Source organism: Rhodococcus sp. IEGM 1330 (assembly GCF_033142445.1).
In the GTDB taxonomy this organism is placed as follows: domain Bacteria; phylum Actinomycetota; class Actinomycetes; order Mycobacteriales; family Mycobacteriaceae; genus Rhodococcoides.
In genome coordinates, this window is sequence record NZ_JAWLSB010000003.1 from 399,892 (window position 1) to 424,630 (window position 24,739).

Annotated in this window: 30 protein-coding genes; 24 read left to right on the forward strand and 6 right to left on the reverse strand. The window is 64.4% G+C overall.

Annotated elements, in window-relative coordinates; translation table 11 throughout:
* Nucleotides 1-1,299 carry an O-acetylhomoserine aminocarboxypropyltransferase/cysteine synthase family protein gene (locus tag R4P57_RS10060; protein ID WP_317802683.1) on the forward strand — a complete coding sequence of 433 codons (1,299 nt, stop codon included), beginning with the start codon at nucleotides 1-3 and terminating at the stop codon, nucleotides 1,297-1,299.
* Nucleotides 1,296-1,781, forward strand: coding sequence for a CoA-binding protein (locus R4P57_RS10065; protein ID WP_317802684.1), 486 nt, complete (start codon nucleotides 1,296-1,298; stop codon nucleotides 1,779-1,781). Before R4P57_RS10060 ends, R4P57_RS10065 begins: the two co-directional genes overlap by 4 nt.
* Before the next feature lie 4 nt (nucleotides 1,782-1,785).
* Here R4P57_RS10065 and R4P57_RS10070 read toward each other — a convergent pair whose 3' ends face one another.
* Nucleotides 1,786-2,547, reverse strand: coding sequence for an SDR family oxidoreductase (locus R4P57_RS10070; protein ID WP_317802685.1), 762 nt, complete (start codon nucleotides 2,545-2,547; stop codon nucleotides 1,786-1,788).
* 61 nt (nucleotides 2,548-2,608) lie between these two features.
* Between R4P57_RS10070 and R4P57_RS10075 the strand changes: the two genes are divergently transcribed.
* From R4P57_RS10075 to R4P57_RS10095, 5 genes are all read left to right on the forward strand, one after another.
* Nucleotides 2,609-3,193, forward strand: a complete 585-nt coding sequence (locus R4P57_RS10075; RefSeq protein ID WP_317802686.1) for a TetR/AcrR family transcriptional regulator — start codon at nucleotides 2,609-2,611, stop codon at nucleotides 3,191-3,193.
* A gap of 10 nt (nucleotides 3,194-3,203) precedes the next feature.
* Complete coding sequence (locus tag R4P57_RS10080; RefSeq protein ID WP_317802687.1) at nucleotides 3,204-3,635, forward strand: DUF1810 domain-containing protein; 432 nt, start codon at nucleotides 3,204-3,206, stop codon at nucleotides 3,633-3,635.
* Nucleotides 3,636-3,645: 10 nt separating this feature from the next.
* A complete protein-coding gene (locus R4P57_RS10085) occupies nucleotides 3,646-4,101 on the forward strand; it encodes a 6,7-dimethyl-8-ribityllumazine synthase (RefSeq protein WP_317802688.1) in 456 nt (151 codons plus the stop codon).
* A 16-nt stretch (nucleotides 4,102-4,117) separates the two neighbouring features.
* Entirely contained in the window at nucleotides 4,118-4,543 is a 426-nt protein-coding gene (locus tag R4P57_RS10090; RefSeq protein WP_317802689.1) for a DUF4440 domain-containing protein, read from the forward strand.
* A 70-nt stretch (nucleotides 4,544-4,613) separates the two neighbouring features.
* Entirely contained in the window at nucleotides 4,614-5,933 is a 1,320-nt protein-coding gene (locus R4P57_RS10095; RefSeq protein WP_317802690.1) for an HNH endonuclease signature motif containing protein, read from the forward strand.
* A gap of 88 nt (nucleotides 5,934-6,021) precedes the next feature.
* Here the strand turns inward: R4P57_RS10095 and dapD are convergent, their stop codons facing one another.
* Nucleotides 6,022-6,975 carry a 2,3,4,5-tetrahydropyridine-2,6-dicarboxylate N-succinyltransferase gene (dapD, locus tag R4P57_RS10100; RefSeq protein WP_317802691.1) on the reverse strand — a complete coding sequence of 318 codons (954 nt, stop codon included), beginning with the start codon at nucleotides 6,973-6,975 and terminating at the stop codon, nucleotides 6,022-6,024.
* 211 nt (nucleotides 6,976-7,186) lie between these two features.
* On the opposite strand from dapD, the gene R4P57_RS10105 reads away from it, so the two are divergent.
* The 12 genes from R4P57_RS10105 to R4P57_RS10160 all read left to right on the forward strand — a co-directional run bounded on the left by R4P57_RS10105 (nucleotide 7,187) and on the right by R4P57_RS10160 (nucleotide 15,842).
* On the forward strand, nucleotides 7,187-7,330 hold the full coding sequence (locus R4P57_RS10105) for a hypothetical protein (RefSeq protein ID WP_317802692.1): 144 nt from the start codon (nucleotides 7,187-7,189) through the stop codon (nucleotides 7,328-7,330).
* 47 nt (nucleotides 7,331-7,377) lie between these two features.
* Entirely contained in the window at nucleotides 7,378-7,506 is a 129-nt protein-coding gene (locus R4P57_RS10110) for a hypothetical protein (RefSeq protein WP_317802693.1), read from the forward strand.
* Nucleotides 7,507-7,517: 11 nt separating this feature from the next.
* Entirely contained in the window at nucleotides 7,518-8,603 is a 1,086-nt protein-coding gene (gene dapE, locus R4P57_RS10115; RefSeq protein WP_300518793.1) for a succinyl-diaminopimelate desuccinylase, read from the forward strand.
* A gap of 10 nt (nucleotides 8,604-8,613) precedes the next feature.
* Complete coding sequence (locus tag R4P57_RS10120; protein WP_317802694.1) at nucleotides 8,614-9,384, forward strand: TIGR00730 family Rossman fold protein; 771 nt, start codon at nucleotides 8,614-8,616, stop codon at nucleotides 9,382-9,384.
* Entirely contained in the window at nucleotides 9,381-9,944 is a 564-nt protein-coding gene (locus R4P57_RS10125; RefSeq protein ID WP_176460785.1) for a TIGR00730 family Rossman fold protein, read from the forward strand. The genes R4P57_RS10120 and R4P57_RS10125 overlap by 4 nt, the downstream gene beginning before the upstream one ends.
* Before the next feature lie 92 nt (nucleotides 9,945-10,036).
* Entirely contained in the window at nucleotides 10,037-11,812 is a 1,776-nt protein-coding gene (locus tag R4P57_RS10130; protein WP_317802695.1) for a long-chain-acyl-CoA synthetase, read from the forward strand.
* A gap of 36 nt (nucleotides 11,813-11,848) precedes the next feature.
* Nucleotides 11,849-12,709 (forward strand): dihydropteroate synthase, encoded by an 861-nt coding sequence (folP, locus tag R4P57_RS10135; protein ID WP_317802696.1) that lies wholly within the window; start codon nucleotides 11,849-11,851, stop codon nucleotides 12,707-12,709.
* The gene (locus tag R4P57_RS10140; protein ID WP_317802697.1) at nucleotides 12,706-13,635 is read left to right on the forward strand and encodes a glucosyl-3-phosphoglycerate synthase; all 930 of its coding nucleotides are present in this window, start codon (nucleotides 12,706-12,708) and stop codon (nucleotides 13,633-13,635) included. Before folP ends, R4P57_RS10140 begins: the two co-directional genes overlap by 4 nt.
* 30 nt (nucleotides 13,636-13,665) lie before the next feature.
* Complete coding sequence (locus R4P57_RS10145; RefSeq protein WP_317802698.1) at nucleotides 13,666-14,007, forward strand: DivIVA domain-containing protein; 342 nt, start codon at nucleotides 13,666-13,668, stop codon at nucleotides 14,005-14,007.
* The gene (locus tag R4P57_RS10150; RefSeq protein WP_317802699.1) at nucleotides 14,004-14,612 is read left to right on the forward strand and encodes a DNA-3-methyladenine glycosylase I; all 609 of its coding nucleotides are present in this window, start codon (nucleotides 14,004-14,006) and stop codon (nucleotides 14,610-14,612) included. Before R4P57_RS10145 ends, R4P57_RS10150 begins: the two co-directional genes overlap by 4 nt.
* A gap of 95 nt (nucleotides 14,613-14,707) precedes the next feature.
* A complete protein-coding gene (locus R4P57_RS10155) occupies nucleotides 14,708-14,875 on the forward strand; it encodes a DUF3117 domain-containing protein (RefSeq protein WP_008714277.1) in 168 nt (55 codons plus the stop codon).
* Between the two features lie 112 nt (nucleotides 14,876-14,987).
* Nucleotides 14,988-15,842 (forward strand): methyltransferase domain-containing protein, encoded by an 855-nt coding sequence (locus tag R4P57_RS10160; RefSeq protein WP_317802700.1) that lies wholly within the window; start codon nucleotides 14,988-14,990, stop codon nucleotides 15,840-15,842.
* A gap of 10 nt (nucleotides 15,843-15,852) precedes the next feature.
* On the opposite strand, the gene glgA is transcribed toward R4P57_RS10160, so the two are convergent.
* Nucleotides 15,853-17,016, reverse strand: coding sequence for a glycogen synthase (gene glgA, locus R4P57_RS10165; RefSeq protein WP_317802701.1), 1,164 nt, complete (start codon nucleotides 17,014-17,016; stop codon nucleotides 15,853-15,855).
* 76 nt (nucleotides 17,017-17,092) lie between these two features.
* On the opposite strand from glgA, the gene glgC reads away from it, so the two are divergent.
* Nucleotides 17,093-18,307, forward strand: a complete 1,215-nt coding sequence (gene glgC, locus R4P57_RS10170; protein WP_317802702.1) for a glucose-1-phosphate adenylyltransferase — start codon at nucleotides 17,093-17,095, stop codon at nucleotides 18,305-18,307.
* Nucleotides 18,308-18,365: 58 nt separating this feature from the next.
* On the opposite strand, the gene R4P57_RS10175 is transcribed toward glgC, so the two are convergent.
* Entirely contained in the window at nucleotides 18,366-18,977 is a 612-nt protein-coding gene (locus tag R4P57_RS10175; RefSeq protein ID WP_032365496.1) for an O-methyltransferase, read from the reverse strand.
* Nucleotides 18,978-19,216: 239 nt separating this feature from the next.
* Here R4P57_RS10175 and sigE point away from each other — a divergent pair, with 239 nt between their 5' ends.
* The 4 genes from sigE to tatB all read left to right on the forward strand — a co-directional run bounded on the left by sigE (nucleotide 19,217) and on the right by tatB (nucleotide 22,295).
* The gene (gene sigE, locus R4P57_RS10180; RefSeq protein WP_094612535.1) at nucleotides 19,217-19,843 is read left to right on the forward strand and encodes an RNA polymerase sigma factor SigE; all 627 of its coding nucleotides are present in this window, start codon (nucleotides 19,217-19,219) and stop codon (nucleotides 19,841-19,843) included.
* A 16-nt stretch (nucleotides 19,844-19,859) separates the two neighbouring features.
* Nucleotides 19,860-20,186, forward strand: coding sequence for an anti-sigma factor family protein (locus R4P57_RS10185; RefSeq protein WP_317802703.1), 327 nt, complete (start codon nucleotides 19,860-19,862; stop codon nucleotides 20,184-20,186).
* Between the two features lie 84 nt (nucleotides 20,187-20,270).
* Complete coding sequence (locus tag R4P57_RS10190) at nucleotides 20,271-21,812, forward strand: trypsin-like peptidase domain-containing protein (protein WP_411742341.1); 1,542 nt, start codon at nucleotides 20,271-20,273, stop codon at nucleotides 21,810-21,812.
* Nucleotides 21,813-21,830: 18 nt separating this feature from the next.
* Nucleotides 21,831-22,295, forward strand: a complete 465-nt coding sequence (gene tatB / locus R4P57_RS10195) for a Sec-independent protein translocase protein TatB (RefSeq protein ID WP_317802704.1) — start codon at nucleotides 21,831-21,833, stop codon at nucleotides 22,293-22,295.
* 169 nt (nucleotides 22,296-22,464) lie between these two features.
* Here tatB and R4P57_RS10200 read toward each other — a convergent pair whose 3' ends face one another.
* Nucleotides 22,465-23,238, reverse strand: coding sequence for an amino acid ABC transporter ATP-binding protein (locus tag R4P57_RS10200; protein WP_317802705.1), 774 nt, complete (start codon nucleotides 23,236-23,238; stop codon nucleotides 22,465-22,467).
* On the reverse strand, nucleotides 23,235-24,692 hold the full coding sequence (locus R4P57_RS10205) for an amino acid ABC transporter substrate-binding protein/permease (protein WP_317802706.1): 1,458 nt from the start codon (nucleotides 24,690-24,692) through the stop codon (nucleotides 23,235-23,237). Before R4P57_RS10205 ends, R4P57_RS10200 begins: the two co-directional genes overlap by 4 nt.
* Nucleotides 24,693-24,739 lie beyond the last annotated feature (47 nt).

A 24,739-nucleotide genomic window follows, 5' to 3' on the forward strand; every position in this document is an offset into this window, starting at 1 on the left:
ATGAGCGAACGGACATTCGGCCTGCGTACCAGAGCAATTCACGCCGGAGCGAGACCTGATCCTTCCACCGGTTCGCGTGCGGTGCCGATCTATCAGACGGCGAGCTACGTGTTCGAGAATTCCGCGGACGCAGGCGATCTGTTCGCTCTGCAGAAGTACGGCAACGTCTACAGCCGCATCGGAAACCCCACCGTCGCCGCCTTCGAGGAGCGCATTGCGAGCCTCGAAGGCGGTATCGGCGCGGTCGCGTTCGCCAGTGGGTTGGCGGCCGAGTTCGCAGTGTTCGCTGCGCTTGCCGGCACCGGCGACCACATCGTTGCCGCGGCCGGGCTCTACGGCGGCACGGTGACCCAGCTCGACGTGACGCTGCGCCGCTTCGGTGTCGAGACCACATTCGTTCCCGGCACCGATCCGGCGGATTACGCAGCAGCGGTGACGGATTCGACGAAACTGATTTACGCCGAGATCATCGGCAACCCGTCGGGCGAGATTGCGGACATCGAGGGTCTCGCCGCCGTAGCCCACGATCACGGAATTCCGTTGGTGATCGATGCGACCATGGCGACACCGTGGCTGAGCCGGCCCATCGAATTCGGCGCCGACATCGTGATCCACTCGGCCACCAAGTTCCTCGGTGGTCACGGATCGACGCTCGGGGGAGTGGTGGTCGAATCCGGGCGATTCGATTGGGGCTCGGGCAGATTCCCACAGATGACGGCACCGGTGGCCTCGTACGGCGGGCTGTCGTGGTGGGGGAATTTCGGTGAGTACGGCTTTCTGACCAAACTGCGCAGCGAACAGTTGCGCGACATCGGGGGCGCATTGGCACCGCAATCGGCATTCACGTTGATCCAGGGGGTGGAAACGCTCCCGCAACGCATGGACGCGCACGTCGCCAATGCCCGAGTCGTCGCCGAGTGGCTCGAATACGATTCGCGTATCGACTACGTGAGATGGGCCGGCCTGGAGGGGCATCCGCATCACGACCGCGCAGCGAAGTACCTCCCGGCCGGTCCCGGTGCGGTGTTCGCTTTCGGAATCGACGGCGGCCGCGAGGCCGGACAGACATTCGTCGAGAGCGTCCAGGTCGCCAGCCACGTCGCCAATATCGGTGACGTGCGCACGCTGGTGATCCACCCGGGCAGCACCACACACCGACAACTGAGCGACGAGCAACTCCGCGGAGCAGGTGTCGGTCCCGAGCTGATTCGCATCAGCGTCGGACTCGAAGATGCCGAGGACATTCTGTGGGACCTGGATCAGGCCCTGACACTGGCAACAGGAAAGGCGCGGTCATGAGCGAGCGCACCTGGCAGGGCCCGACCGCGCCGCAGCGGCAACGCATCCTGCGTGAAACGAAGACCGTCGCGATCGTCGGTGCGTCGAAGAACCCCTCGCGGGCAAGCTACTTCGTAAATCGGTATCTCTCCTCGACGAGCAACTACGAGATATTTCTCGTCAATCCGACGGTCACCGACATCGAAGGCACGCCCGTATACCCGACGCTCGCCGATCTACCGAAGTCGCCGGACCTGGTGGACGTGTTCCGCAAGTACGATGATCTGCCCGAAGTTCTCTCCGAAGCCATTGCAGCGCAGGCGAAGACGATATGGCTGCAGCTCGGGCTGTGGCACGAGCAGGTAGCACGCGACGGGGAGGCAGCGGGATTGAACGTCGTCATGGATCGGTGTCTCAAGATCGAGCACGCCCGATTCCACGGGGGACTGCATTTGGCCGGATTCGATACGGGAGTGATCGATTCGCGTCGTACCCGCGGTTAGAGGTTCACGCCTTCAGGAGATGGCCACTGATCACGGTTGCCAGTGCGCGTGGGGCCAATCGCACACTGCCGGCGCTGATCTTGTTGGACAAGCCGGACACGATGCTGGCGGGTGTGCGGCGAGAATCCAACGCGCGCATAGCCGTCAAGACCACCTGCTCGGAGGTCTGGAAGTTTCCGACCGCGGCGTCCTCGGATCCGACGACGTCGAAGAACTCGGTGCGGGTGGGTCCGGGGGAGAGCGCGAGAATTTTCAGCGACGACGTGCGGTGCTCGAAGGCCAGCGCTTCGGTGAAGTTGAGGACGAAGGCCTTCGTTGCACCGTAGACGGCCATGTTGGGGGTGGGTTGGTACGCGGCGGTACTCGCGATGTTGATCAGGGCGCCGGTGAGGTTCGGGAGAAATGCGTGCGTCAGGTCGACCAGGGCGCTCACGTTCAGTGCGATCTCGGCGGCGACGCGCGCGGGATCCTCGTCGGCGAACTTTCCGTGCGTTCCGAAGCCTGCATTGTTGACGAGGGTGGTGGGGGTGATTCCCTTGTCCGCCAGTGTGGTTCGCAGGGCTGCACCGACGCCGGGGACACCCAGGTCCATTGCTACGACGGTGGCCGTGACGCCGTGCTCGGATTCGATGCGACGCGCCAGGGTGTTCAGCCGATCGGCGCGTCGTGCCACGAGGACGACGTTCTCGCCGCGTGCGGCGAAGCGGGCGGCGAATTCCTCGCCGAGGCCCGAACTTGCTCCGGTGATGAGGGCTGTGGAAGTCATGGCTGCCAATGTAGGCAGTGTCTGCATTGTTGTCAACGCCAACATCGCCTAGGGTGAACTCATGGCAACGCAGCGCTACCACCACGGTGACCTGCGCGCGGTGTTGCTCGACGAGGCCGAACGGAGCATCGCGCACGGCGGAGTCGACGCGTTGTCGCTTCGACAGCTGGCCAGGGATGTCGGCGTCAGTCACGGTGCCCCGGCGCGCCACTTCCGCGACAAGCAAGCGCTGTTGGATGCGCTGGCGCTGCACGGTTTCGAGGAACTGAACCGCCGGATGGTCGCAGCGGCGACGGGACCCGGTGAGCTGATGGCTCGGTTCCGTGGAGTCGCCCGCGCCTACCTCGGATTCGCCGTCGAACACCCGGAGTTGCTGGACGTCATGTACAGCACCAAGCATCACCCCGACGCCAGCGAGAAGCTGAAAAGTGTTGCGCACGAGAGTATGAACGCCACCGAGGCTTTGCTCCGCGAAGCCATCGCGGCGGGTGTGATCACCGAGGCTCCACCCGAGATCCTCGCGCGCGTTGCCTTCGCGAGCGTGCACGGACTCGCGATGCTGGCCACCGGCGACCTGCTCGACGGTGTCCCGACCGAGGATCTGCTGGACGCCACCGTCGACACTCTGCTGCGCGGGTTCACCTAAGTTGAACGGCATGACCGAATACGACCTGCAACGCTTCGTCGACGCCCAGGACCCCGTCTGGACTGCGGTGACGAAGGAACTGAAGGCGGGGCGAAAGCAGACACACTGGATGTGGTTCGTGTTCCCGCAATTGGCGGGACTGGGGCGTAGTGCGACTGCCCAACACTTCGGTATCGCCGATCTGACCGAGGCGGAGCTGTACCTGTCCCACGAAGTGCTGGGCCCTCGCCTGAAGAAGGCAGCAAGGCTTGTGACAGCTGTCGAGGGACGGACGGTCGACGAGATCTTCGGCTATCCCGACAATCTGAAGTTGCATTCGTCTGTGACGCTTTTCGCCGAAGCTACCAAGGGTCCGTCCGTATTCGGCGAAGTGTTGCAGAAGTATTTCGCCGGTGAATTCGATAGCCCGACACTCGACTTGCTCGATGAGCGATACCGCTAGCATCGCATCCATGACCACTCCACTCGCCGGATCCATTGCCTTCGTCCACGCCAGCTGGCACCTGGACATCGTCGATCGCGCGCGAGTGGGATTCGCCGCCGAACTGGAGAAGCTCGGACAAGCCGAGATGCCTATCTACGTGTTCGAGGTGCCCGGGGCTTTCGAGATCCCACTGCACGCACAGCGGCTCGCCAAGACGGGCAAGTACGCCGCAATCGTCGCCGCTGCACTGGTGGTCGACGGCGGAATCTACCGACACGATTTCGTCGAAACGGCCGTCATCGACGGTCTGATGCGAGTGCAGCTGGACACCGACGTGCCGGTCTTCTCCGTCGTGCTGACGCCACACCACTTCCACGAACACTCCGACCACAACGCATTCTTCACGGCCCACCTCGAAACCAAGGGCGCAGAAGCGGCGCGAGCCGTGGTGAAAACCCTGGCTTCGTTGGGGACCATCGGCTGACGCGTCGGGCAATCCTGTGTTCGACAAATACGCGGTGCTCGACGAGCTCGAACGACGGGAACCGATCTTCCACCGCCGCGAGTTCGGCACCACCCGCGAGGACTTCGATCGCCTCACGGATGTGAACTTCTGGGAGACCGGTGCCTCCGGTCGTCGCTACAGCCGCGAACACGTCTGGGCTGTTCTCGGGCAGCGATATGCGTCGGACCCCACCGGGCGACATGACTCCGACTGGACGGCCAGTGAATTCGAGCTGCGCGAGATCGCCCCGAACACTTATTTGCTGACCTACTTGCTCGAGCAGCGGGGCAAATTCACCCGCAGGATGACGTTGTGGCAGCGACGCGCGGGTGATTGGAAAATCCTCTATCACCAGGGAACGCTCATATCCGGTTCCGTCTCCGATACCACACCCCACCGACAGGTTCTGGATAGCGAATAGTTAAGCAGGGCAATAGTTTTCGTTTGAACCAAGGTTGCCTATCGAACGTGCGTTCGATACACTTGCTTCCATGACCGCAGCGATCTGGCAACTGAGCGACAGCGAACTCCTCGCCGACGCTGCCGCGGTCTCCCACAAAATCCAACTGCTCGAAGCCCGGCGGATCGCCCTCGTCGCAGAAATCGACGCCCGCGTGAGCCGCGAGAAACTCGGCTTCCCCGGACCCGCCGGCTGGCTCACCTCCACCACCCTGCTCTCGCCCTCCAAAGCCAACAAGATCGTCGCCCTCGCCCGCGGCATGAAGAACTTCCCCGACATCGCCGACGCCGTCAACACCGGCGTGATGACCATCGACCATGCAGCCCTGATCCTCACCTTCGCCGAAACACCCCCGAAGAACCTCCCCCAAGCAGGGCAGGACATCGCCCGTAAAGCCATGATCACCGCTGCGACCGGACCCCAAGCACGCACCGGCCGCATCCGCGAAGCCATCACCAAACTCGAAGACAACTTCGGCGGCAACAAACCACCTCCAGAGGACACCGACCGCAACGAATTCTTCGCCTCCAAGACCTTGAACGGCCGGTTGGTACTCAAAGGAGACTTCGATGCGATCACCGGAGAAAAGCTCCTCACCGCACTCTCACCGCTGACCGAACCCCGACCCGCCGCCGACGGCACCGAAGACGACCGGAGTCCCGCCAGGCGCCGAGCCGACGCCTTCGGACACATCCTCGACCAGAACCTCGCCTCCAGCAATCGCCCCATCGAAGGTGGTGAACGCCCCCACCTGAACCTGCACATCACCCTGCGCGATCTCACCGACCTCCGCGACAGTGCCGACGCCGACGACATCACCGACGACGAGAACACTCGCACTGCAGACGAATCCGATGATGACAACCACCCCTCCACGGATCGCGGCGCATACAGGGACCTGTTCGGCGACGGCACCACCGTCGGATGGCTGCCCTGGATGGGACCACTCTCCCGCAATACTTCTCGGCAGTTGGCGTGTGATTGTGTCCTCACCGCCATCGTCATGGACGAACACGGTTCCCCGATCAACCTCGCCCGCACCGCACGCACCGTCACCGCCAAACAACGCAAAGCCCTCACCGCCCGCGATCACGGGTGCGCGTTCCCCGGCTGCGGGAAACCCGCATCCTGGACCGAAGCGCACCACATCTGGCACTGGGCAGACGGCGGCCCCACCGACATGAACAACCTCGTCCTGCTCTGCGGATTCCACCACCGACTCATCCATCACTCCGACTGGGAAGTGTTCATCGGCACCGATGGCCACCCCTGGTTCATCCCACCGGCAACCGTCGACCCCTACCGGCAACCCAGACAATCCCACGCCCGAGCAGGCCCCCACATCGCATAACATCGAAACCGAGACCAGCCCCGCACCGAGAACACGGTGCGGGGCTGGAAGAGGTTGTTCGACAGGCTGATTCGAGTGAAGCGGACTCTCAGTCGTTGGCGTGCAAGGCCGCGTTCAGTTCGACGCCGGTGCCCTTCCACGGCACCACCTCGACTGCACCCGAGAGCGAGTTGCGACGGAACAGCAGGTTGGACTTGCCGGACAATGTTGCCGCCTTCACCACGGTTCCATCCGGACCACTCACCTTCGTGCCTGCGGTGATGTAGAGCCCCGCCTCGACGACGCAGTCGTCACCGAGCGAAATGCCGAGCCCGGAGTTCGCGCCCAGCAGGCAGCTCTTTCCGACGGAGATGACGTTCTTGCCGCCACCGGAGAGCGTGCCCATGATCGACGCACCGCCGCCCACGTCGGAACCGTCGCCGACCACGACGCCCGCGGAGATGCGTCCTTCGACCATCGAGTTGCCGAGCGTGCCGGCATTGAAGTTGACGAAGCCCTCGTGCATGACCGTCGTCCCGCTGGCCAGGTGCGCGCCGAGACGAACGCGGTCGGCGTCGGCGATACGAACGCCGGTGGGAACGACGTAATCGACCAGGCGGGGGAACTTGTCGACTCCGTACACGGTCACCGGACCGCGGGCGCGCAGCTTCGCGCGCACCGTCTCGAAACCGTCCACCGCCGCGGGCCCGAAGTTGGTCCACACCACATTGGCCAGCAGACCGAACACTCCATCGAGGTTCTGCCCGTGCGGCTCAATCAACCGGTGCGAGAGCAGATGCAGTCGCAGATACGCGTCGTGGGCGTCGATCGGGGCGTCGTCGAGCGAGGCGATGCTGGTGCGCACTGCGACCACCTCGACGCCGCGCGACTCGTCCGGTCCGACGAGAGCGGCCAGCTCCTCGGGGATGTCCGAACCCTCGAGCCGGACGGTGCCGGTCTCGAAGCTGGACCCGAGCTCCGGGCTCGGAAACCAGGTGTCGAGTACTACGCCCGACGTCGTGATGTTGGCAATACCTACTGCGGATGCTCCATGTGCGCTCACGGGACGAAGAATACGCGGTGGGCCCAATGCAGTGGGCTCGGCAACCGGCTCCGGTCGGGGACTGTTCTGCCCGCAGTCTCGGGCGTGCGGATTGCGAGAGCGTCGCGATTCGGGCGCAGCGTCGGTTCGTTATCGGTTCGACTGCCGAGCGTGATCGCATCGGGATGCCGGCGGACGCATCGGCGGCGGGGGAGCTGACAGAGTTTCCCCGGTGACCACACGTACCGCCTCCCGTAGCCGTGGAGTGACCTCGGTGATGGCGGACAGTGTGTCGTTCACCGGGTTGGTGACGACCCTGGCGACGACGATCGTGCTCGGAGTCGCGCTGGGTTTGGTTGTCACAGGCGCGTGGTAGACATCGTCATCGGCTGACAGGGGGGTCGCCGAGGTTGGGGGAGTGTCATGGGCACCGGTACGCGGTTGACCAGCGTCGTGGCCTACGGACGCTCCGACCAGGACTTCTCGAGCGGAAAATTGTTCGGTGCCGGCTTCGACGGCGTGGTCCGCGAGATTCCGGGATCCACGGCCTAGAGTTTTCTCCCGTGACGCTCGAACTGCACGCCGACCCGATAGACCTCACTGCAGCACTGGTGGACATCCCCAGTGTCAGTGAGGACGAATCGCGCATCGCAGACGAGGTGGAGCAGGCGCTTCGGGAGCAGACCACGGGCTTCGAGATCATCCGCAGCGGCAACGCCGTTCTCGCCCGAACCAATCGCGGACTCGCGTCGAGGGTGATGCTCGCCGGGCATCTCGACACGGTTCCCATCGCAGACAACGTGCCGTCGAGGCGCGAGCACGACAGCGCCGAGGGCGACATTCTGCACGGGTGCGGAACCGTCGACATGAAGTCGGGTGACGCGGTGTTCCTGCACCTCGCCGCCACGATCGACAACCCTGCTCACGATCTGACTCTGGTGTTCTACGACTGCGAGGAGATCGCGGCCGCCCGCAACGGGCTGGGCCGCATCGAACGCGAACTTCCCGAATGGCTCGCTGCCGACGTCGCGATCCTCGGCGAACCGTCCGGCGGATTCATCGAGGCCGGTTGCCAAGGGACGCTGCGGGTTCGGCTGACGGCGTCGGGAACACGGGCCCACAGTGCTCGGTCTTGGTTGGGCGACAATGCAATTCACAAATTCGGTGCGGTCCTGAACCGGCTCGCCGCGTATCGCGCACGCACCGTCGATATCGACGGTTGCGTGTATCGGGAAGGGCTGCAAGCAGTCCGGATCTCCGGTGGGGTCGCGGGCAACGTCGTTCCCGACGCGGCCGAACTCGACGTCAACTTTCGCTTCGCGCCGGATCGCAACGTCGACGACGCCGTCGAACACGTTCGTGAGGTGGTCGAGGGACTGGATCTCGGCTTCGAGGTCACCGACTCGTCGCCCGGAGCGCTTCCCGGTTTGAACCGACCGGCAGCGGCCGCTCTCATCGAAGCTGCGGGCGGACAGTTTCGGGCCAAGTACGGCTGGACGGACGTCTCCCGGTTCTCGGCGCTCGGGATCCCGGCGGTCAACTACGGACCCGGCGACCCCAATCTCGCCCACAAGCGCGACGAACGCGTACCCGTCGAGCAGATCACCCATGTCACACAGGTTCTCCGGAGCTACCTCTCTGCCGGATAGCCTGAACGCCATGAACAGCGACCAGGGCCCAGTTGGTTTCGAGGAAGACGGCACCGAGAAACCGGCCAAGCACAAAGGATCCGTCGTACTTCGGCGCGGCCGGAACACCGAGACATCCACCTCGGATCAGCGCCTGCTCGACGAGCGAGGACCAGGGAACTGGATTCACTCCGACACCTGGCGAGTGCTGCGCATCCAGAGCGAATTCGTCGAGGGATTCGGTGCCCTCGCCGAGGTACCGAAGGCCGTCACCGTGTTCGGTTCGGCGCGCACCCCCGTCGACCATCCCGAGTACGCCCGAGCCCGGCAACTCGGAGCCGCTCTCGCGAAGGAGGGCTTCGCCGTCATCACCGGTGGCGGGCCGGGCGTGATGGAAGGGGCCAACCGAGGTGCGAGCGAGGCCGACGGTTACTCGATCGGACTCGGGATCGAGCTACCGTTCGAGCAGGGCCTCAACGAGTGGGTCGATCTGGGCGTCAACTTTCGCTACTTCTTCGTGCGCAAGACCATGTTCGTGAAGTACTCCCAGGCGTTCGTGTGCCTGCCCGGTGGCTTCGGTACTCTCGACGAACTCTTCGAGGCGCTGACCTTGGTGCAGACGGCCAAGGTCACCAGGTTCCCGATCGTGTTGCTGGGCAAGGACTTCTGGTCGGGATTGCTCGATTGGATCAAGACGACTCTCGTGAAAGAAGGCAAGGTGTCCGAGAAGGACCTCGAACTGATCCACTGCACCGACAGCGTCGACGAGGCTGTCCGGATCGTCCGCGAGGCCCAGCAGTGAGCGATCGCGCATCGACCGAACGCTTGCTCAGTGTCTGCGTCTACTGCGCGTCGGGTCCCGTCGACGCCTCGTTCATCGACCTGGCCGGTGAGGTCGGTACCGAGATCGGTCGACGAGGCTGGCAGCTCGTCTCGGGCGGCGGCAACGTCTCGATGATGGGCGCGGTTGCGGCGGCGACGCGAGCAGCGGGCGGCAACACGGTCGGCGTGATTCCGAAAGCGCTCGTGCACCGCGAGGTCGCCGATGTCGACGCCGACGAGCTGATCGTCACCGACACCATGCGTGAGCGGAAGAAGATCATGGAGGACCGCGCCGACGCGTTCATCACCTTGCCGGGTGGGATCGGGACGTTGGAGGAGCTGTTCGAGACATGGACTGCGGGCTACCTGGGCATGCACAGCAAGCCGATGGTGATGCTCGACCCATTCGGACATTTCGACGGCATGATGCAGTGGATAGAGGGTTTGCGAGAGACCGGATTCGTGCAGCAACGCGCCCTGGATGCCCTGGTCAGAACGACGACCGTCGATGCAGCTCTGAATGCCTGCGCAACGTTGTGACAGGTCACCAAGCACGGCCACGGAGTGCGATGCTCAAAGTTGTTACTCTCAAGTAGGGTAAGAAATCTCACATCGTCTTCAAAGGGGAGTTCATGGCTGTCGATGCCCGTCAGAAAATTGGAGTGACCGACCTCGCGGTCGCGTTGCCGAAAATGGTGACGGAGGTGCCTAGTCTGCTCAAGGGCCTGGCGGGATTCACCCGCAAGCCCGACCACAAAGCGTCGATCGGTCAGATCTTCCAGGACGCCGCCGCGAAGAACAGCGACCGTGCGTTCGTGCGGTTCGAGGGTGAGTCGATCACCTACCGGGACGCGAACGAGCTCGTCAACCAGTATGCCGCGGTGTTCGCGGACCACGGAGTGGAGCGCGGCAACGTCGTCGGCATTCTCAGCAAGAACCGGCCGGAGGCGCTGTTCGCCGCGCTCGCTGCCGTCAAGCTCGGTGCCACCGCGGGAATGCTGAACTACAACCAGCGCGGTGACGTGCTCGAGCACAGCCTCGGCATTCTCGATGCGACGGTCCTCGTGCTGGACGAGAACGCACAGGAAGCCCTCGATTCGCTCGACGGGCAGCCGAAGGTCGGAGCAGTACTGCCGCTGAAGAAGCTGGCCGAGCTCGCGGCGACGGCGTCGACGGCCAACCCCAAGGTGACCGCTGAGATCCAGGCCAAGGAGAAGGCGTTCTACATCTTCACCTCCGGCACCACCGGCATGCCGAAGGCCAGCCTGATGAGCCACTTCCGCTGGCTCAAGTCGATGTCCGGTCTGGGCAACATGGGTGTGCGGCTACGCAGCAACGACGTCATCTACTGCTGCCTTCCGCTTTACCACAACAACGCGCTGACGGTGACGCTGTCCTCGGTGCTCGCAGGCGGCGCGACCATGGCCATCGGCAAGCAGTTCTCGGTGAGCAATTTCTGGGACGACGTCCGCGTCAACCAGGCCACCGCGTTCACCTACATCGGTGAGCTGTGCCGCTACCTGCTGACACAGCCGGAGAAGCCCTCCGACCGAGACAACTCGATCAAGCTGATCGTCGGCAACGGACTGCGCCCGGAGATCTGGGAAGAGTTCACCCAGCGATTCGGCATCTCCCGTGTCGCCGAGTTCTACGGCGCCAGCGAATGCAACATCGCGTTCATCAACGCCCTGAACATGAAGAAGACCGCAGGCATCTGCCCGCTGCCGTACGCCGTGGTCCAGTACGACGAGGAATCCGGCAAGGCCAAGCGCGGCCAGGACGGCAAGCTCCGCAAGGTCGGCAACGGCGAGGTCGGACTGCTGCTGTCCAAGATCACCGACCGGGCACCGTTCGACGGCTACTCCGACGACAAGGCCACCGAGAAGAAGATGGTGCGCGACGGCTTCAAGGACGGCGACGCGTGGTTCGACACCGGCGACCTGGTCCGCAAGCAGGGCTTCATGCACGTCGCGTTCGTCGATCGCCTCGGTGACACCTTCCGCTGGAAGGGCGAGAACGTCGCGACCACACAGGTCGAGGGAGCCCTCGGTGGGCACTCGGCGATCGACGGTGCCGTCGTGTACGGCGTCGACATCGACGGAACCGACGGCAAAGCAGGCATGGCTGCGGTGACGCTGCGCGAGGGCGAGACCTTCGACGGCAAGACGATGGCCGAGCACCTCTACGACAAACTCCCGACGTACGCGGTGCCGCTGTTCGTCAGGGTCGTCGACAGCCTCGAGCAGACGTCTACGTTCAAGAGCCAGAAGGTGGCCCTGCGCAAGCTCGGCTACGAGGAAGACAGCGACAGCGACCTGTACGTACTGCGCGGCAAGTCCGGTGGCTACGAGAAGGCGTACGACGGCTACGTCGCCGAGGTCGCCGCAGGCAAGGCTCCCAAGGGCTGAGCACTCGAAAGATGCGCGCGTGCCACTATTGATTTCATGAGCACCCTCTGCGGCAAACCGGTCGCCGACGATCGCGCACTGGTCATGGCCATCGTCAATCGCACCCCCGATTCGTTCTACGACGGGGGTGCGAATTTCAGTGACGACGCCGCGATGGCCTCGGTGCACCGGGCTGTCGCAGAGGGTGCCGACATGATCGACATCGGTGGTGTGAAGGCCGGCCCCGGCGACATCGTCGATGCCGAGGAGGAGGTCCGCCGTGTCGTCCCGTTCGTCGAGGCCATCCGGGACGCCTATCCGGAGCTGCTGATCAGTGTGGACACCTGGCGCAGCGAGGTCGCTCGACTGGCCTGTGGCGTCGGAGCGGATCTGATCAACGACACCTGGGCCGGGGCCGACCCCGAGCTGGTGCGCGTCGCTGCCGCCGAAGGAGTCGGCATCGTCTGCTCGCACACCGGTGGTGCTGTGCCACGCACGCGTCCACACCGGGTTCGGTACGCCGATGTGGTGGCCGACGTGATCGCCGAAGTCACCGCCGCCGCGGAGAACGCCGTTGCGGAGGGGGTGAAAAAGGATTCGATTCTGATCGATCCGACGCACGATTTCGGCAAAAACACCTATCACGGGCTCGAGTTGTTGCGGCGTGTGAACGATCTTGTAAACACCGGGTGGCCTGTGCTCATGGCGCTGAGCAACAAGGACTTCGTAGGCGAGACTCTAGGGGTAGAGCTCGCCGACCGGTTGGAGGGAACATTGGCAGCGACAGCATTGGCCGCAGCAGGCGGAGCCCGAATGTTCCGGGTGCACGAAGTTGCGTCGACCAGAAGAGTCGTCGACATGGTGGCAGCGATCCAGGGTCTGAGAACCCCGGCGCGGACGGTCAGGGGTCTGGCATGACACTCGCAGATCGAACGGACGTCACCAGGGCGTGGTCCGAGACCAACAGCTGGGACACCCCCCAATGGACCATTGCCGAACTCGAGGCCGCCAAAGCGGGCCGAACGGTGTCGGTGGTACTCCCGGCACTCAACGAGGAACAGACGGTGGCCGCCGTCATCGACACGATCCACCCGTTGCTCGGTGGCCTCGTCGACGAGCTGATCGTGTTGGACTCCGGTTCCACCGACGAGACGGCTGTACGAGCGACGGCGGCCGGTGCACGTGTCATCAGCCGAGAAGAAGCGGTACCCGGCATCGACCCGGTACCGGGCAAGGGCGAGGTGCTGTGGCGATCGGTCGCTGCGTCGACCGGTGACCTCATCGCGTTCGTCGACTCCGACTTGATCAACCCCGATCCGGCGTTCGTGCCCAAGTTGCTCGGCCCCCTGCTGATGGGCGACGGCATCCACCTCGTCAAGGGCTACTACCGCCGTCCGTTGCGGACCAGTGGAACCGAGGACGCCAACGGCGGTGGACGCGTCACCGAGCTCGTGGCAAGGCCGCTGCTCGCTGCCCTGCGGCCCGAGCTGACCGGGGTCATTCAGCCCCTGGGCGGCGAGTACGCCGGTACGCGTGAGCTTCTGTCCGCGGTGCCGTTCGCGCCCGGCTATGGAGTGGAGATCGGGCTGCTGCTCGATACCTACGACAGGCTCGGGCTGCGGGCTATCGGCCAGGTGAATCTGGGTGTGCGCAAGCACCGCAACCGCCCGCTGGTCGAACTCGGAGCGATGAGCAGACAGATCGTCGGGACGATGCTCAATCGGTGCGGAATGGTCGACTCCGGTGCGGGTCTGATGCAGTTCCGGGTCGACGGTGACTCGTTCGAGCCGTTCTCGACCGAGGTGTCGTTGCTGGACCGACCGGCGATGAACTCGCTGAAATAGCGTGTCGGGCGGTCGTGACAAGATCGTGGCATGTTGACGCTGCTGATCTACGTCGTCGTCATTGCCGTCGTCGCCGCTGCATTGTTCTTCGTGGCGTCAGCGGTGTTCGGTCGCGGTGAGGAACTGGGCCCGATGGCCGAGGGAACCACCGCGACCGTTCTGCCCGCGGAGGGCGTCACCGGCGCCGACGTGCACGCGCTGAAGTTTCAGCAGAGCCTGCGGGGCTACAAGCCCAGCGAGGTCGACTGGGCGCTGGAGCGACTCGGCGGCGAGATCGACATGCTCCGTTCGCGGCTGTCGGCAGCGCAGCAGTCGCAGGACACAATTGCCCCGGCCCCGGCCCCGGCCCCGGCCGAACCGGACGAGCGATGAGCGCGGTCGCCGGACCGGACGGCCGACTGCGCTGCCCCTGGGGTGCCACCGACAACGACGTCTACCGGGACTATCACGACATCGAGTGGGGTCAGCCGCTCCACGGCCGCAACGAGCTCTACGAGCGTTTGTGTCTCGAAGCGTTCCAATCGGGTCTGGCGTGGATCACGATCCTGCGCAAGCGCGACAATTTCCGCACCGCATTCGCCGGTTTCGATCCGGAGCTCGTGGCCCGGTTCGGCGACGCCGATGTCGAACGGTTGATGAACGATGCGTCCATCGTGCGCAATCGGCTCAAGATCGACGCAGCGGTGAGCAATGCGCGCGCCATCGTCGATCTCGACGACACCGACCTCGACACCCTGCTCTGGTCCTTCGCTCCCGAGCCGAGGCCGGCGCGCCTGACCGAGTTCTCCGATGTGCCCGCCTCGACTCCGGAGTCCACCGCTCTGGCCAAGGAGCTCAAGCGGCGGGGCCTGCGGTTCGTCGGTCCTACGACCGCCTACGCCTTGATGCAGGCCACCGGAATGGTCGACGATCACCTGTCGGGGTGCTGGGTGCAGGTCGGCAATACCGACTCCGGTTCCCGGTATCGACGGCGATAGGGAAGAATAGGGGACAACACCCGTCGCCCCGCGACGAATTTATCTTTTTGGCCTAGGCGCCGAGCTGGTGGGCGCAGATCTGGAGGGAGCAGAGGATGGCGGCGATGAAGCCCCGGACCGGGGACGGTCCCCTCGAAGCAACCAAAGAGGGACGAGGAATCGTCATGCGTGTCCCGCTCGAGGGGGGCGGCCGCTTGGTCGTCGAATTGACCCCCGACGAGGCCGCGGCACTCGGTGACGAATTGAAGGGTGTCACCGGCTGATCGCTCTGTCGGTCGATCATCGCTCAGCCCCGCTCGCCGTACCGGCAAGCGGGGCTTTGTGTTGTGTTCACGACTGTGGCGTCCGGCAGAGTCGTGATGAAGGAGGTGTCCGATGCTGACCGACGTCGTGGACGTGCTGCTGTGTCCGCAGTGCCGAGCACGCGAGGTCGACTCCGGGCTCGGCGTAGGCGACACGGATCGGACGCTGTGGTGCGATCGAGGGCACTCGTTCGATGTCGCGCGGCAGGGCTACGTCAGTCTGCTGACCGGTGACGGCGGCAAGTTCCCCGGCGACTCGGCCGAGATGATCGCCGCTCGCGACGTGTTCCTGGGGGAGGGGCATTTCGACCCGATCGCCGCAGCGGTCTCGGCGGGTGTCCCGGCGGACTGCGAGGTGGTGCTCGACGTCGGGGTCGGAACCGGTCACTACCTCGCGACTGTTCTCGACGCCCGCCCCGATGCCCGGGGGATAGGCGTCGACGTGTCGAAGTTCGCGGCCAGGCGCGCCGCACGGTCCCATCCGCGGCTGGGGTCCGTGGTCGCGGACATCTGGAGCGGACTTCCGGTGCGGTCGGGCGCCCTGTCTGCGGTGACGTGCGTGTTCGCTCCGCGCAACGCCGGTGAATTGAATCGGGTTCTCGTCGACGACGGCGTGTTGGTGGTCGTCACGCCCACGACGCGACATCAGCGTGAGCTGCGGGGTCCACTGGCCCTCATCGGCGTCGACGAGGACAAGACTCGCCGCCTGAGCGAATCGTTGTCCGGTCTGTTCGAGCCGGTGACAGAATCTCCGCTGGAATACTCGATGATGCTCTCGCACAACGACATCGAGGCTCTGATCGGTATGGGCCCGTCTGCACGCCATGGTGACCCCGAGGCGCGGTCTGCGGCGCTGACGCAGCTACCGGAGACCACCGAGGTCACCGCGTCGGTGACAGTGTCCACCTATCGCAAGGCGAATCGCTGAGTCGTTCGAGTCAGCGGCGGCGCGCCAGGGCGTCGTTGTAGACGGCGAGAGTCTGCTTCGCGATCGACGCCCAGGAGAACTCGGCGACGGCCCGCTCGCGGCCCGCCTTGCCCATCGCTGCCGCGAGCGCGGGATCGAGGGCGACCTCGTTGACGGTGTCCGCCAGGTTCCGCTCGAAGGCATCGGGTTCGTAGGAGTTGTAATGCACCAGGCGTCCGGTGCGGCCCTCGTCGACGACCTCGGGAATGCCTCCGACATCCGATGCCACCACAGCAGTTTCGCAGGCCATCGCCTCGAGGTTGACGATGCCGAGCGGTTCGTACACCGACGGGCAGACGAACACAGCCGCCGCGGAAAGGATTTCGCGGATCTTGTCGGTGGGAAGCATGTCCTTGACCCAGAAGACGCCGCTGCGCTGTTCGGCGAGCTGGGCCACGGCCCGTTCGGTTTCCGCAGCGATCTCCGGGGTATCGGGTGCTCCCGCGCACAGGACGAGTTGAATCGACGGATCGAAGTGGTGGGCGGCAGCGATCAGGTGGCCCACGCCCTTCTGCCGGGTGATGCGGCCGACGAACGCGACGATCGGCTTGTCTCGATCGACGCCGATCTCGTCCAGAGTTGCGGTGCCGTGGTCGGCGAACCAGCGCTGCGTGTCGATTCCGTTGCGCACCACATGAACCCGGCTCGGATCGAGGCGCGGATAGGCGTCGAGCACATCTTTGGCCATGCCCTCACTGACGGCGATGACGGCGTCGGCGTATTCCACGGCGTTGCGCTCCGACCACGACGAGATGCGGTAGCCGCCGCCGAGTTGCTCGGCCTTCCACGGCCGCCGTGGTTCGAGCGAGTGCGCGGTGAGGATGTGCGGAACGTCGTACAACTCGGCGGCGAGATGGCCCGCGAGACCGGTGTACCAGGTGTGCGAATGCACCACGTCCGCGTCGGCGGCGGCGTTCGCCATCCGCAGCTCTGCCGACAGCGTCGTCAACGCGGCGTTCGCTCCGGCGAGTGCGGGATCGGGGTCGTGCACCTGCGCGGTATCGCGCGGCGCGCCCATACAGTGGATGTCCACGTCGCACAGCGATTTCAGCTGTGCGGTCAACTCCGTGACGTGAACTCCTGCGCCACCGTAGATCTCCGGGGGATATTCCTTGGTCATCATTGCTACGCGCACGTGAACGAACCTACATTCCCCAGCAGTTGTGCGTGTACTGCTCGCACGGTTCTCTCGGTGCGGATAGGTTGAGTGGGTGAGGACACAACCGCACGTACTAGGGATCGTGCTTGCCGGCGGCGAGGGTAAGCGTCTTTACCCGATGACCGCGGACCGAGCCAAGCCGGCAGTTCCCTTCGGGGGCGCCTACCGACTCATCGACTTCGTGCTGAGCAATCTCGTCAATGCCGGTTACCTCCGGCTCTGCGTGCTCACCCAGTACAAGTCCCATTCACTGGACCGCCACATCTCGCAGACGTGGCGGCTGTCCGGGTTCGCCGGGGAGTACATCACTCCGGTTCCGGCGCAGCAGCGTCTCGGGCCCCGGTGGTACACCGGCAGTGCCGACGCCATCTTCCAGTCGCTGAACCTGGTGTACGACGAGGACCCCGAGTACATCGTGGTCTTCGGAGCCGACCACGTGTACCGCATGGATCCGGAGCAGATGGTGCAGCAGCACATCGACTCCGGTGCCGGCGTCACCGTCGCCGGAATCAGGGTTCCGCGCGGTGAAGCCTTCGCGTTCGGCTGCATCGACTCCGACGAGAACGGCAAGATCACCCAGTTTCTCGAGAAGCCGGCTCAACCGCCCGGCACTCCCGACGACCCCGACGTCACCTACGCCTCCATGGGCAACTACGTCTTCACCACCAAAGTGCTCGTCGACGCCATCAAGGCCGACTCCGAGAACGTCGACTCCGACCACGACATGGGCGGCGACATCATTCCAGCACTCGTCGAAGCGGGCGTCGCCTCGGTGTACGACTTCAACGACAACGTCGTTCCCGGTGCCACCGAACGCGACCGCGGGTACTGGCGAGACGTGGGCACCATCGACGCCTTCTACGACGCCCACATGGACCTCGTGTCGGTGCACCCCATCTTCAACCTCTACAACCGCCGCTGGCCCATCCGCGGATCGGCCGAGAACCTGCCGCCCGCCAAGTTCGTCCAGGGCGGCTTGGCTCAGGAGTCGGTCGTCGGTGCCGGCTGCATCCTGTCCGCGGCCACCGTCCGCAACTCGGTGCTCAGTTCCAACGTCATGATCGACAGTGGTGCGACCGTCGAGGGGAGCGTCCTGATGCCCGGCGTCCGGATCGGCAAGGGTGCCGTCGTGCGGCACGCGATCCTGGACAAGAACGTCGTCGTCGGTGACGGCGAGATCGTCGGTGTCGATCACGAACGCGATCGCGAACGCTTCAACGTCAGCGCCGGTGGAGTCGTCTCCGTCGGCAAGGGAGTCTGGATCTAGCGGCTCCGCCGCATGTGAGTGGTATTTCGTAGCAGGCTACGAAATACCACTCACATACCTACGCTCTCGACGCGCAGATCAACCCGTCACCCAGAGGCAGCAGTACCGTCGTCAGACGCTCGTCCTCGGCGATGGCCCGGGCGGCGGAACGAACGGCAACTGCGGTCGCGTCGCGCTGGGTCGGGTCGGCGACTCGCCCACCCAGTAACGCGTTGTGCAGCACCAGAACTCCGCCGGGGCGCAGGAGTCGAACACTCTCGGCGACGAAGTGCGGGTGGTCGGCCGGACTGGCATCGATGAACACCAGGTCATAGGTGTCGTCGGCCAACCGGGGGAGCACGTCCAACGCCCAGCCGTTGATCAGCCGGGTACGCGAGGGCGCAATTCCCCCGGCGCGGAACGCTTCTCGGGCCGCGCGCTGGTGCTCGGGTTCGGTGTCGATCGTGGTGAGGACACCGTCCGCGCGCATCCCGTCGAGCAGCCACAGACCGCTGATCCCTGCGCCGGTTCCGATTTCGACGACCGTCTTCGCGCCGAGCATCTGGGTGAAGATGGACAGAATGGCTCCGACCGACGGCGGTACCGGGGCGGCACCCAGGTCGACGGCTCGCTCTCTGGCTGCGATCAGAACCTCGTCCTCCTGAGCGGAGTCTTCGGCGTAGGCGAGCATCTTCTCGGCGTTGGTCGGCACGCCCCGAGGCTATCGTGCCCAGGGCACATTCTCACGCACACATTCTCAGGTGCGCCTCAGCTGTTTCATACCGGACCCACACGCGGGTCCGTCAGGCTATGGAGGAATCGAAGGTCCATCTCGATTGCGAAGTGTGAGCTGGAACATCCGAGGGTAGTCGTCGGTTGAATCAGAAGGACGTACGCAGTCCTGAGCAGGAGGATCCAACTATTTACAAGATCAACGGCGATCGCGATATCGCGCGTCTACCCGAATCCGTACCCGCGCCCGACGATCTCAGCGGCACCGCAGTGTTCGATGCGACCGGCGAGGACTCCACCATGCCGTCCTGGGACGAACTGGTTCGCGAACACGGCGACCGCGTCTACCGACTGGCCTACCGCCTGTCCGGCAACGCGCAGGACGCCGAAGACCTGACACAGGACACCTTCATCCGCGTGTTCCGCTCACTGTCGAACTACCAGCCGGGCACCTTCGAGGGGTGGCTCCACCGCATCACCACCAACCTGTTCCTGGACATGGTTCGTCGACGCAGCCGCATCCGTATGGAAGCGCTCCCCGAGGACTACGACCGCGTCCCCTCCGACCGACCCAACCCCGAGCAGATCTACCACGATGCGCGCCTCGACCCCGATCTCCAGTCCGCGCTCGACTCGCTGGCACCGGAGTTCCGTGCCGCAATCGTGCTGTGCGACATCGAAGGACTGTCGTACGAGGAGATCGGTGCGACACTGGGCGTCAAGCTCGGAACGGTTCGCAGTCGCATTCACCGTGGACGCCAGGCGCTACGCGAGTACCTTCGAGTGCACGGGAAGGTCGACTCCGGTCACGCAAGTGTCCACTAGCTACGAGGAGGGTTGGATGACGCAGGCGCGCAAGCCGAAGCAATTCAGCTCCACCGAACATCTGGCCAGTGAGGCCATCGCAGCGTACGTCGATGGCGAATTGCGGATGCCCGCTTACCTCCGTGCAGCCGACCACCTGTCCGAATGCCCCGAGTGCGCCGGCGAGGTCGAGGCCCAGCAGCAGGCACGTAAGGCACTGCGCGGCGCAGGGGAGATGTCGATGCCACATTCTCTGCTCGGATTGCTCAGCCAGATACCGTCCTGCGCGGGCGAGGATCGCCCGTCCCACACCAAGCGAACCTTCATGTCCGCCGTCGCCGACGTCCGCCGTCGCCGACGCTGATCGCATCGAAATCTGCCCGACGACTTCTCACCTGCATCGAGCCGCGCCGACCGCTCGAGTGATACTGAACTCTCACACCGACGTATGCGAGGGGTAACCGGACGCGTGACATCGAATTCGACCAGCACCGAGACCACCGGAGCCGACCCATCGGAGATCGAGCCCGACGGCATCGGCTCGGCGGGACCGGAGGGTCCACGCTTGCCACCCCGTCCGGTGTATCGACCTTCCGTCGATCCGGTGTCGGCTTCGGTGTTCGGACGTCCCGACGATGTCGACGGTTCGTTCTCTCCTCGTAGACCCGGCGAGGAACTTCCCTCGCGCGTATCGGTGCGTCCACCCGATCCCATCCTCGCCGAGGCGTTCGGACGCCCGGGCGATGCCCAGGAATCGCTGCAGCGCGACCCGAACGCCCAGGACGACAGCGACACCGCCCCGTCGGCTCCGGCCGATCCGTGGCGCGACCCCACCGCTCGGGTGTCGCTCGGCAGCGCGGCGCTCGACACTCCGCCCCCTCCTGTGCTGCCGCCGGGCACCACACTCGGTGTGCGCGATGTGCTGTTCGGGCGGTCGGTGTCCGTCCGGGCTCTCGTCGTACTCGGTGTTCTCGCACTCGTCATCGGATTGGTCGGCGGATTGTTCGGTCGCCTCACTGCCGAGGTGACCGGTGCGTTGACCAGCCAAAAAGTCACCCTGACCCAGTCCAGCGGCGACGACATCCCGCGCGGGCAGATCAGCAACGTCGCCGACGCCGTCCTGCCGTCCGTGGTGTCGATCCAGGTGACGCTCGGGGAGACCGGCGGCACCGGCTCGGGCGTCGTCATCGCAGGTGAGGGCTACATCGTGACGAACAATCACGTGATCTCACTGGCCGCATCCGACCCGGAGAACTCGACCCTGGAAGTGACGTTCTCCGACGGCACCAAGGTGCCCGCCGACATCGTCGGCCGAGACACCAAGACCGACCTCGCCGTCCTCAAGACCGACGTCGGCAACCTCACCGTCGCCGAACTCGGTCGTTCCGCCGACGTTCGCGTCGGGCAGGACGTGATCGCCGTCGGTTCGCCGCTGGGATTGAACAAGACCGTCACCTCCGGCATCGTCAGCGCGCTCGATCGGCCCGTCGCCCTGTCGGGTGAAGGCACCGACACCAATGCCGTCATCGATGCCGTGCAGACCGACGCCGCCATCAACCCCGGCAACTCCGGCGGTCCGCTCATCGACTTCGAGGGCCGCGTGATCGGCATCAACTCGGCCATTCGCAGCGAGAGCGGCGGATCGGTCGGCCTCGGCTTCGCCATTCCAGTCGACGAGGTGTTCGAGGTGACGCAGTCACTGATCCGGGACGGCGTCATGCGGCACCCCGACATCGGAATCAACGCCCGCTCGGTCATCAACGACACCTCGGCAGGCGCGGAAGTAGCGAACGTCCGCGCCGACGGTCCTGCCCAGCAGGCCGGAATCGTCGAAGGGGATGTCATCACCAAGGTCGGCGACCGAGCAGTGGGCGACGCCGACGAACTGGTCGTCGCGGTGCAAGCCACCACGATCGGGGAGCCGGTTCCGGTGCAACTCGTTCGGTCGGGACGGCTGGTCGACCTCTCCGTCACGCCGGTTTCGGACTGACGACGTAGGCTGGCAGGCGTGTTCGGCAACATCGGTTGGGGAGAGCTCGTCATTCTCCTCGTAGCAGCTCTCGTCATCCTCGGCCCCGATCGCCTCCCCGGCGCTATCAGCTGGGTGTCCAAGTCGATCCGCCAGGTCAAGGACTACGCCAACGGCGCGAGCCAACAGCTCAAGGACGAGCTCGGCACCGACTTCGAGGACCTCCGCAAACCGCTCGCGGATCTCAACCAACTGCGTGGCATGACCCCTCGGGCAGTGATCACCAAACACCTGCTCGACGGAGACGACTCGGTCTTCAAGAACCCACTCGACGACACCTTCAAGGGCAAGCCCTTCGACGCCAAGCCGAAAAGCTCAGGCGGCCCGAGGCCTCAGAACGGCGTGTCCTCGGGCAGTGCGTCCGGCAGCACCGTGTCGATGAGCAAGAACGAGCCGAAGCTGTCGGCAGGCGACACCCCGCCGATCGACGCCGACGCCACGTAAGCCTGAATCCCTACTCCGGTTCGGGCTCACCCGTCCGCGTGAATGGTCCCTTGCATACGTCTGGGCGCGGCAATGGTCCATTCACGCCGACCCCGCTGCTGCGTGAATGGACCCCTGCACACGTCTGAGCGCGGCAATGGTCCATTGACGCGGCGGGGGAGCGGGCGGGCTAGAGCACCTTGTTCAAGAAGTCCTGGGTACGCGGGTTCTGTGGGTTTCCGAACAACTCGTCGGGGGTTCCCTCCTCGACGATCACGCCCTCGGCCATGAAGATCACTCGATCCGATACTTCGCGTGCGAAGCCCATCTCGTGCGTCACGACGACCATCGTCATGCCGCCCTTGGCGAGGTCGCGAAGCACCTGCAGTACTTCGCCGACCATTTCTGGGTCGAGGGCGCTGGTGGCCTCGTCGAACAACATGATCGACGGGCTCATGGCCAATGCCCGGGCGATGGCGACACGCTGCTTCTGCCCGCCGGAGAGGTTGGCGGGCTTGTACTCGGCGCGATCGGACAGTCCTACCTGTTCGAGTAGTTTCAGTGCCGCTTCCTTGGCCTGAGACTTCGACATCTTCTTGGTCTCGACGGGCGCGAGCATGACGTTCTGCAGGGCGGTCATGTGCGGGAAGAGGTTGAAGTGCTGGAACACCATGCCGATGTTCTGGCGCACCTTGTCCAGGTCGACGCTCTTCGCGGTCAGGTCGGTGCCGTCGACGACGACGGAACCGGCGGTGATGTCCTCGAGCTTGTTCAGACACCGCAGGAACGTGCTCTTGCCCGAACCCGAGGGACCGATGACACACACCACTTCACCGTTGGCGATCTCGGCGTCGATTCCCTTGAGTACCTTGTTGTCGCCGAACGCCTTCTCGAGAGCTTTGATGGAGATCTTGGTTCCCGGGCCTTTGTCGACCGGCAGGTCCTTCGTCAGTTCGGTGCTCATTTGTTGATCCTCTTCTCGAGCCGGTTCGACAGCTTGGTGAGAGCCATGATGATGATGAAGTACAGGACGCCGACGATGAGCCACATGTTGAACGACTCGAAGTTGCGAGCGATGATCAGGCGGCCGGTCTGCGTCAGTTCGGCGAGGCCGATGACCGAAAGCAGCGAGGTGTCCTTGAGCGTGATGACGAACTGATTGATGTACGACGGGATCATCGTGCGAATTGCCTGTGGCATCACCACTTTTCGCATCGATTTCAGGTAACTGATTCCGAGGCTGCGGGACGCTTCCATCTGGCCCTTGTCGACGGCGAGGATGCCGCCGCGGACGATCTCGGCCATGTAGGCGCCGGCGTTGAGCGAGAGCGTGATGATGCCTGCGGTGAACGCCGACATCTGGAAGTTCAGCGCAGCGGGTACACCGAAGTAGATGAAGAACGCCTGCACCAGAAGTGGTGTGCCGCGGAAGATGTCGACGTAAGTGGTGCCGATGCCGCGGAGCACGATGTTGGTCGACACGCGGAACAGGCCGAAGATCCCGCCCAGTACCAATGCGATGGCGATGGAAATGACGGTCAGCACGATGGTCAGCCACAAGCCCTTGAGCAGCAACTGCCAGCTGCTGGCGATCAGGCCGGGGATTGACGTGTCTGCGGTGGATGCGTCGGCATTGAGATAGGTGTCGAGGATCTGGTCGTACTGGCCGTTGGCACGCAGGTTCTCCAGCCCGGTGTTGAACTGCTCGAGCAACTGCGCGTTGGTGCCCTTGGCGACAGCGAATCCGTAACTGGCACCGGCTTCTTTCTCGGTGACGGTCTTGAATCCGTTGCCCTGGGTGATGCCGTACGCGAGCACCGGGTAATCCTCGAAAGCGGCCGCCGAGTTACCGGTGCGCACTTCCTCGAACATCGTCGCCGAATCGTCGAAGCTGCGGATGGTGAACCCGTACTGGTCGGCGATGGAGGCCGCGAAAGTGGCACCCTCGGTGCCGTTCTTGACCGCGACGGACTTTCCGCGCAGGTCCTCGTAGCCCGTGATCTCGTCGTTGGACTCCAGAATGGCCATCTGCACACCGGAATCGAAGTACGGCTCGGAGAAGTCGAAGGTGGCTTTTCGTTCGTCGGTGATCGACATGCCGGCGATCATTCCGTTGAACTGGCCGCTGGTGACGCCCTGGAGCGCGGTATCGAAACCGACCTGCTCGACGGTGTAGTCGAAGCCCTGATCCACCGAGATTGCGGCGAGCAGATCCATGTCGATTCCGACGAGATTGCCTGTCTCGTCTTGGAATTCGAAGGGAGCGAACGTGGTGTCGGTCGCGATCGAATAGTTCTGGGCAGGCGGGGCTGGTTGCGCCGACGCCAGGCCGGGCCCGAGCAGCGATCCCAGCAAGGTCATCAGCAATGCGATCAGAACCGGAACAACGACCGGCCTGACCCGATGCGGCTTCTTCATGAAGGCCACTCTCTATCGACAGTAGGATTGAAGGCAAATCATAAGGC

What these genes read in the sequence shown, in the direction of transcription:
- R4P57_RS10060 (WP_317802683.1), top strand. Translation starts at nt 1, where the DNA reads ATGAGCGAACGGACATTCGGCCTGCGTACCAGAGCAATTCACGCCGGA.
- R4P57_RS10145 (WP_317802698.1), top strand. Translation starts at nt 13,666, where the DNA reads ATGTTGACGCTGCTGATCTACGTCGTCGTCATTGCCGTCGTCGCCGCT.
- R4P57_RS10175 (WP_032365496.1), bottom strand. Translation starts at nt 18,977, where the DNA reads ATGCTCGCCTACGCCGAAGACTCCGCTCAGGAGGACGAGGTTCTGATC.
- R4P57_RS10110 (WP_317802693.1), top strand. Translation starts at nt 7,378, where the DNA reads ATGGGCACCGGTACGCGGTTGACCAGCGTCGTGGCCTACGGACGCTCC.
- R4P57_RS10160 (WP_317802700.1), top strand. Translation starts at nt 14,988, where the DNA reads ATGCTGACCGACGTCGTGGACGTGCTGCTGTGTCCGCAGTGCCGAGCA.
- R4P57_RS10185 (WP_317802703.1), top strand. Translation starts at nt 19,860, where the DNA reads ATGACGCAGGCGCGCAAGCCGAAGCAATTCAGCTCCACCGAACATCTG.
- R4P57_RS10070 (WP_317802685.1), bottom strand. Translation starts at nt 2,547, where the DNA reads ATGACTTCCACAGCCCTCATCACCGGAGCAAGTTCGGGCCTCGGCGAG.
- R4P57_RS10205 (WP_317802706.1), bottom strand. Translation starts at nt 24,692, where the DNA reads ATGAAGAAGCCGCATCGGGTCAGGCCGGTCGTTGTTCCGGTTCTGATC.
- R4P57_RS10140 (WP_317802697.1), top strand. Translation starts at nt 12,706, where the DNA reads ATGACACTCGCAGATCGAACGGACGTCACCAGGGCGTGGTCCGAGACC.
- R4P57_RS10065 (WP_317802684.1), top strand. Translation starts at nt 1,296, where the DNA reads ATGAGCGAGCGCACCTGGCAGGGCCCGACCGCGCCGCAGCGGCAACGC.
- folP (WP_317802696.1), top strand. Translation starts at nt 11,849, where the DNA reads ATGAGCACCCTCTGCGGCAAACCGGTCGCCGACGATCGCGCACTGGTC.
- R4P57_RS10190 (WP_411742341.1), top strand. Translation starts at nt 20,271, where the DNA reads ATGCGAGGGGTAACCGGACGCGTGACATCGAATTCGACCAGCACCGAG.
- R4P57_RS10075 (WP_317802686.1), top strand. Translation starts at nt 2,609, where the DNA reads ATGGCAACGCAGCGCTACCACCACGGTGACCTGCGCGCGGTGTTGCTC.
- R4P57_RS10155 (WP_008714277.1), top strand. Translation starts at nt 14,708, where the DNA reads ATGGCGGCGATGAAGCCCCGGACCGGGGACGGTCCCCTCGAAGCAACC.
- R4P57_RS10095 (WP_317802690.1), top strand. Translation starts at nt 4,614, where the DNA reads ATGACCGCAGCGATCTGGCAACTGAGCGACAGCGAACTCCTCGCCGAC.
- R4P57_RS10150 (WP_317802699.1), top strand. Translation starts at nt 14,004, where the DNA reads ATGAGCGCGGTCGCCGGACCGGACGGCCGACTGCGCTGCCCCTGGGGT.
- R4P57_RS10085 (WP_317802688.1), top strand. Translation starts at nt 3,646, where the DNA reads ATGACCACTCCACTCGCCGGATCCATTGCCTTCGTCCACGCCAGCTGG.
- R4P57_RS10080 (WP_317802687.1), top strand. Translation starts at nt 3,204, where the DNA reads ATGACCGAATACGACCTGCAACGCTTCGTCGACGCCCAGGACCCCGTC.
- R4P57_RS10120 (WP_317802694.1), top strand. Translation starts at nt 8,614, where the DNA reads ATGAACAGCGACCAGGGCCCAGTTGGTTTCGAGGAAGACGGCACCGAG.
- R4P57_RS10130 (WP_317802695.1), top strand. Translation starts at nt 10,037, where the DNA reads ATGGCTGTCGATGCCCGTCAGAAAATTGGAGTGACCGACCTCGCGGTC.
- R4P57_RS10200 (WP_317802705.1), bottom strand. Translation starts at nt 23,238, where the DNA reads ATGAGCACCGAACTGACGAAGGACCTGCCGGTCGACAAAGGCCCGGGA.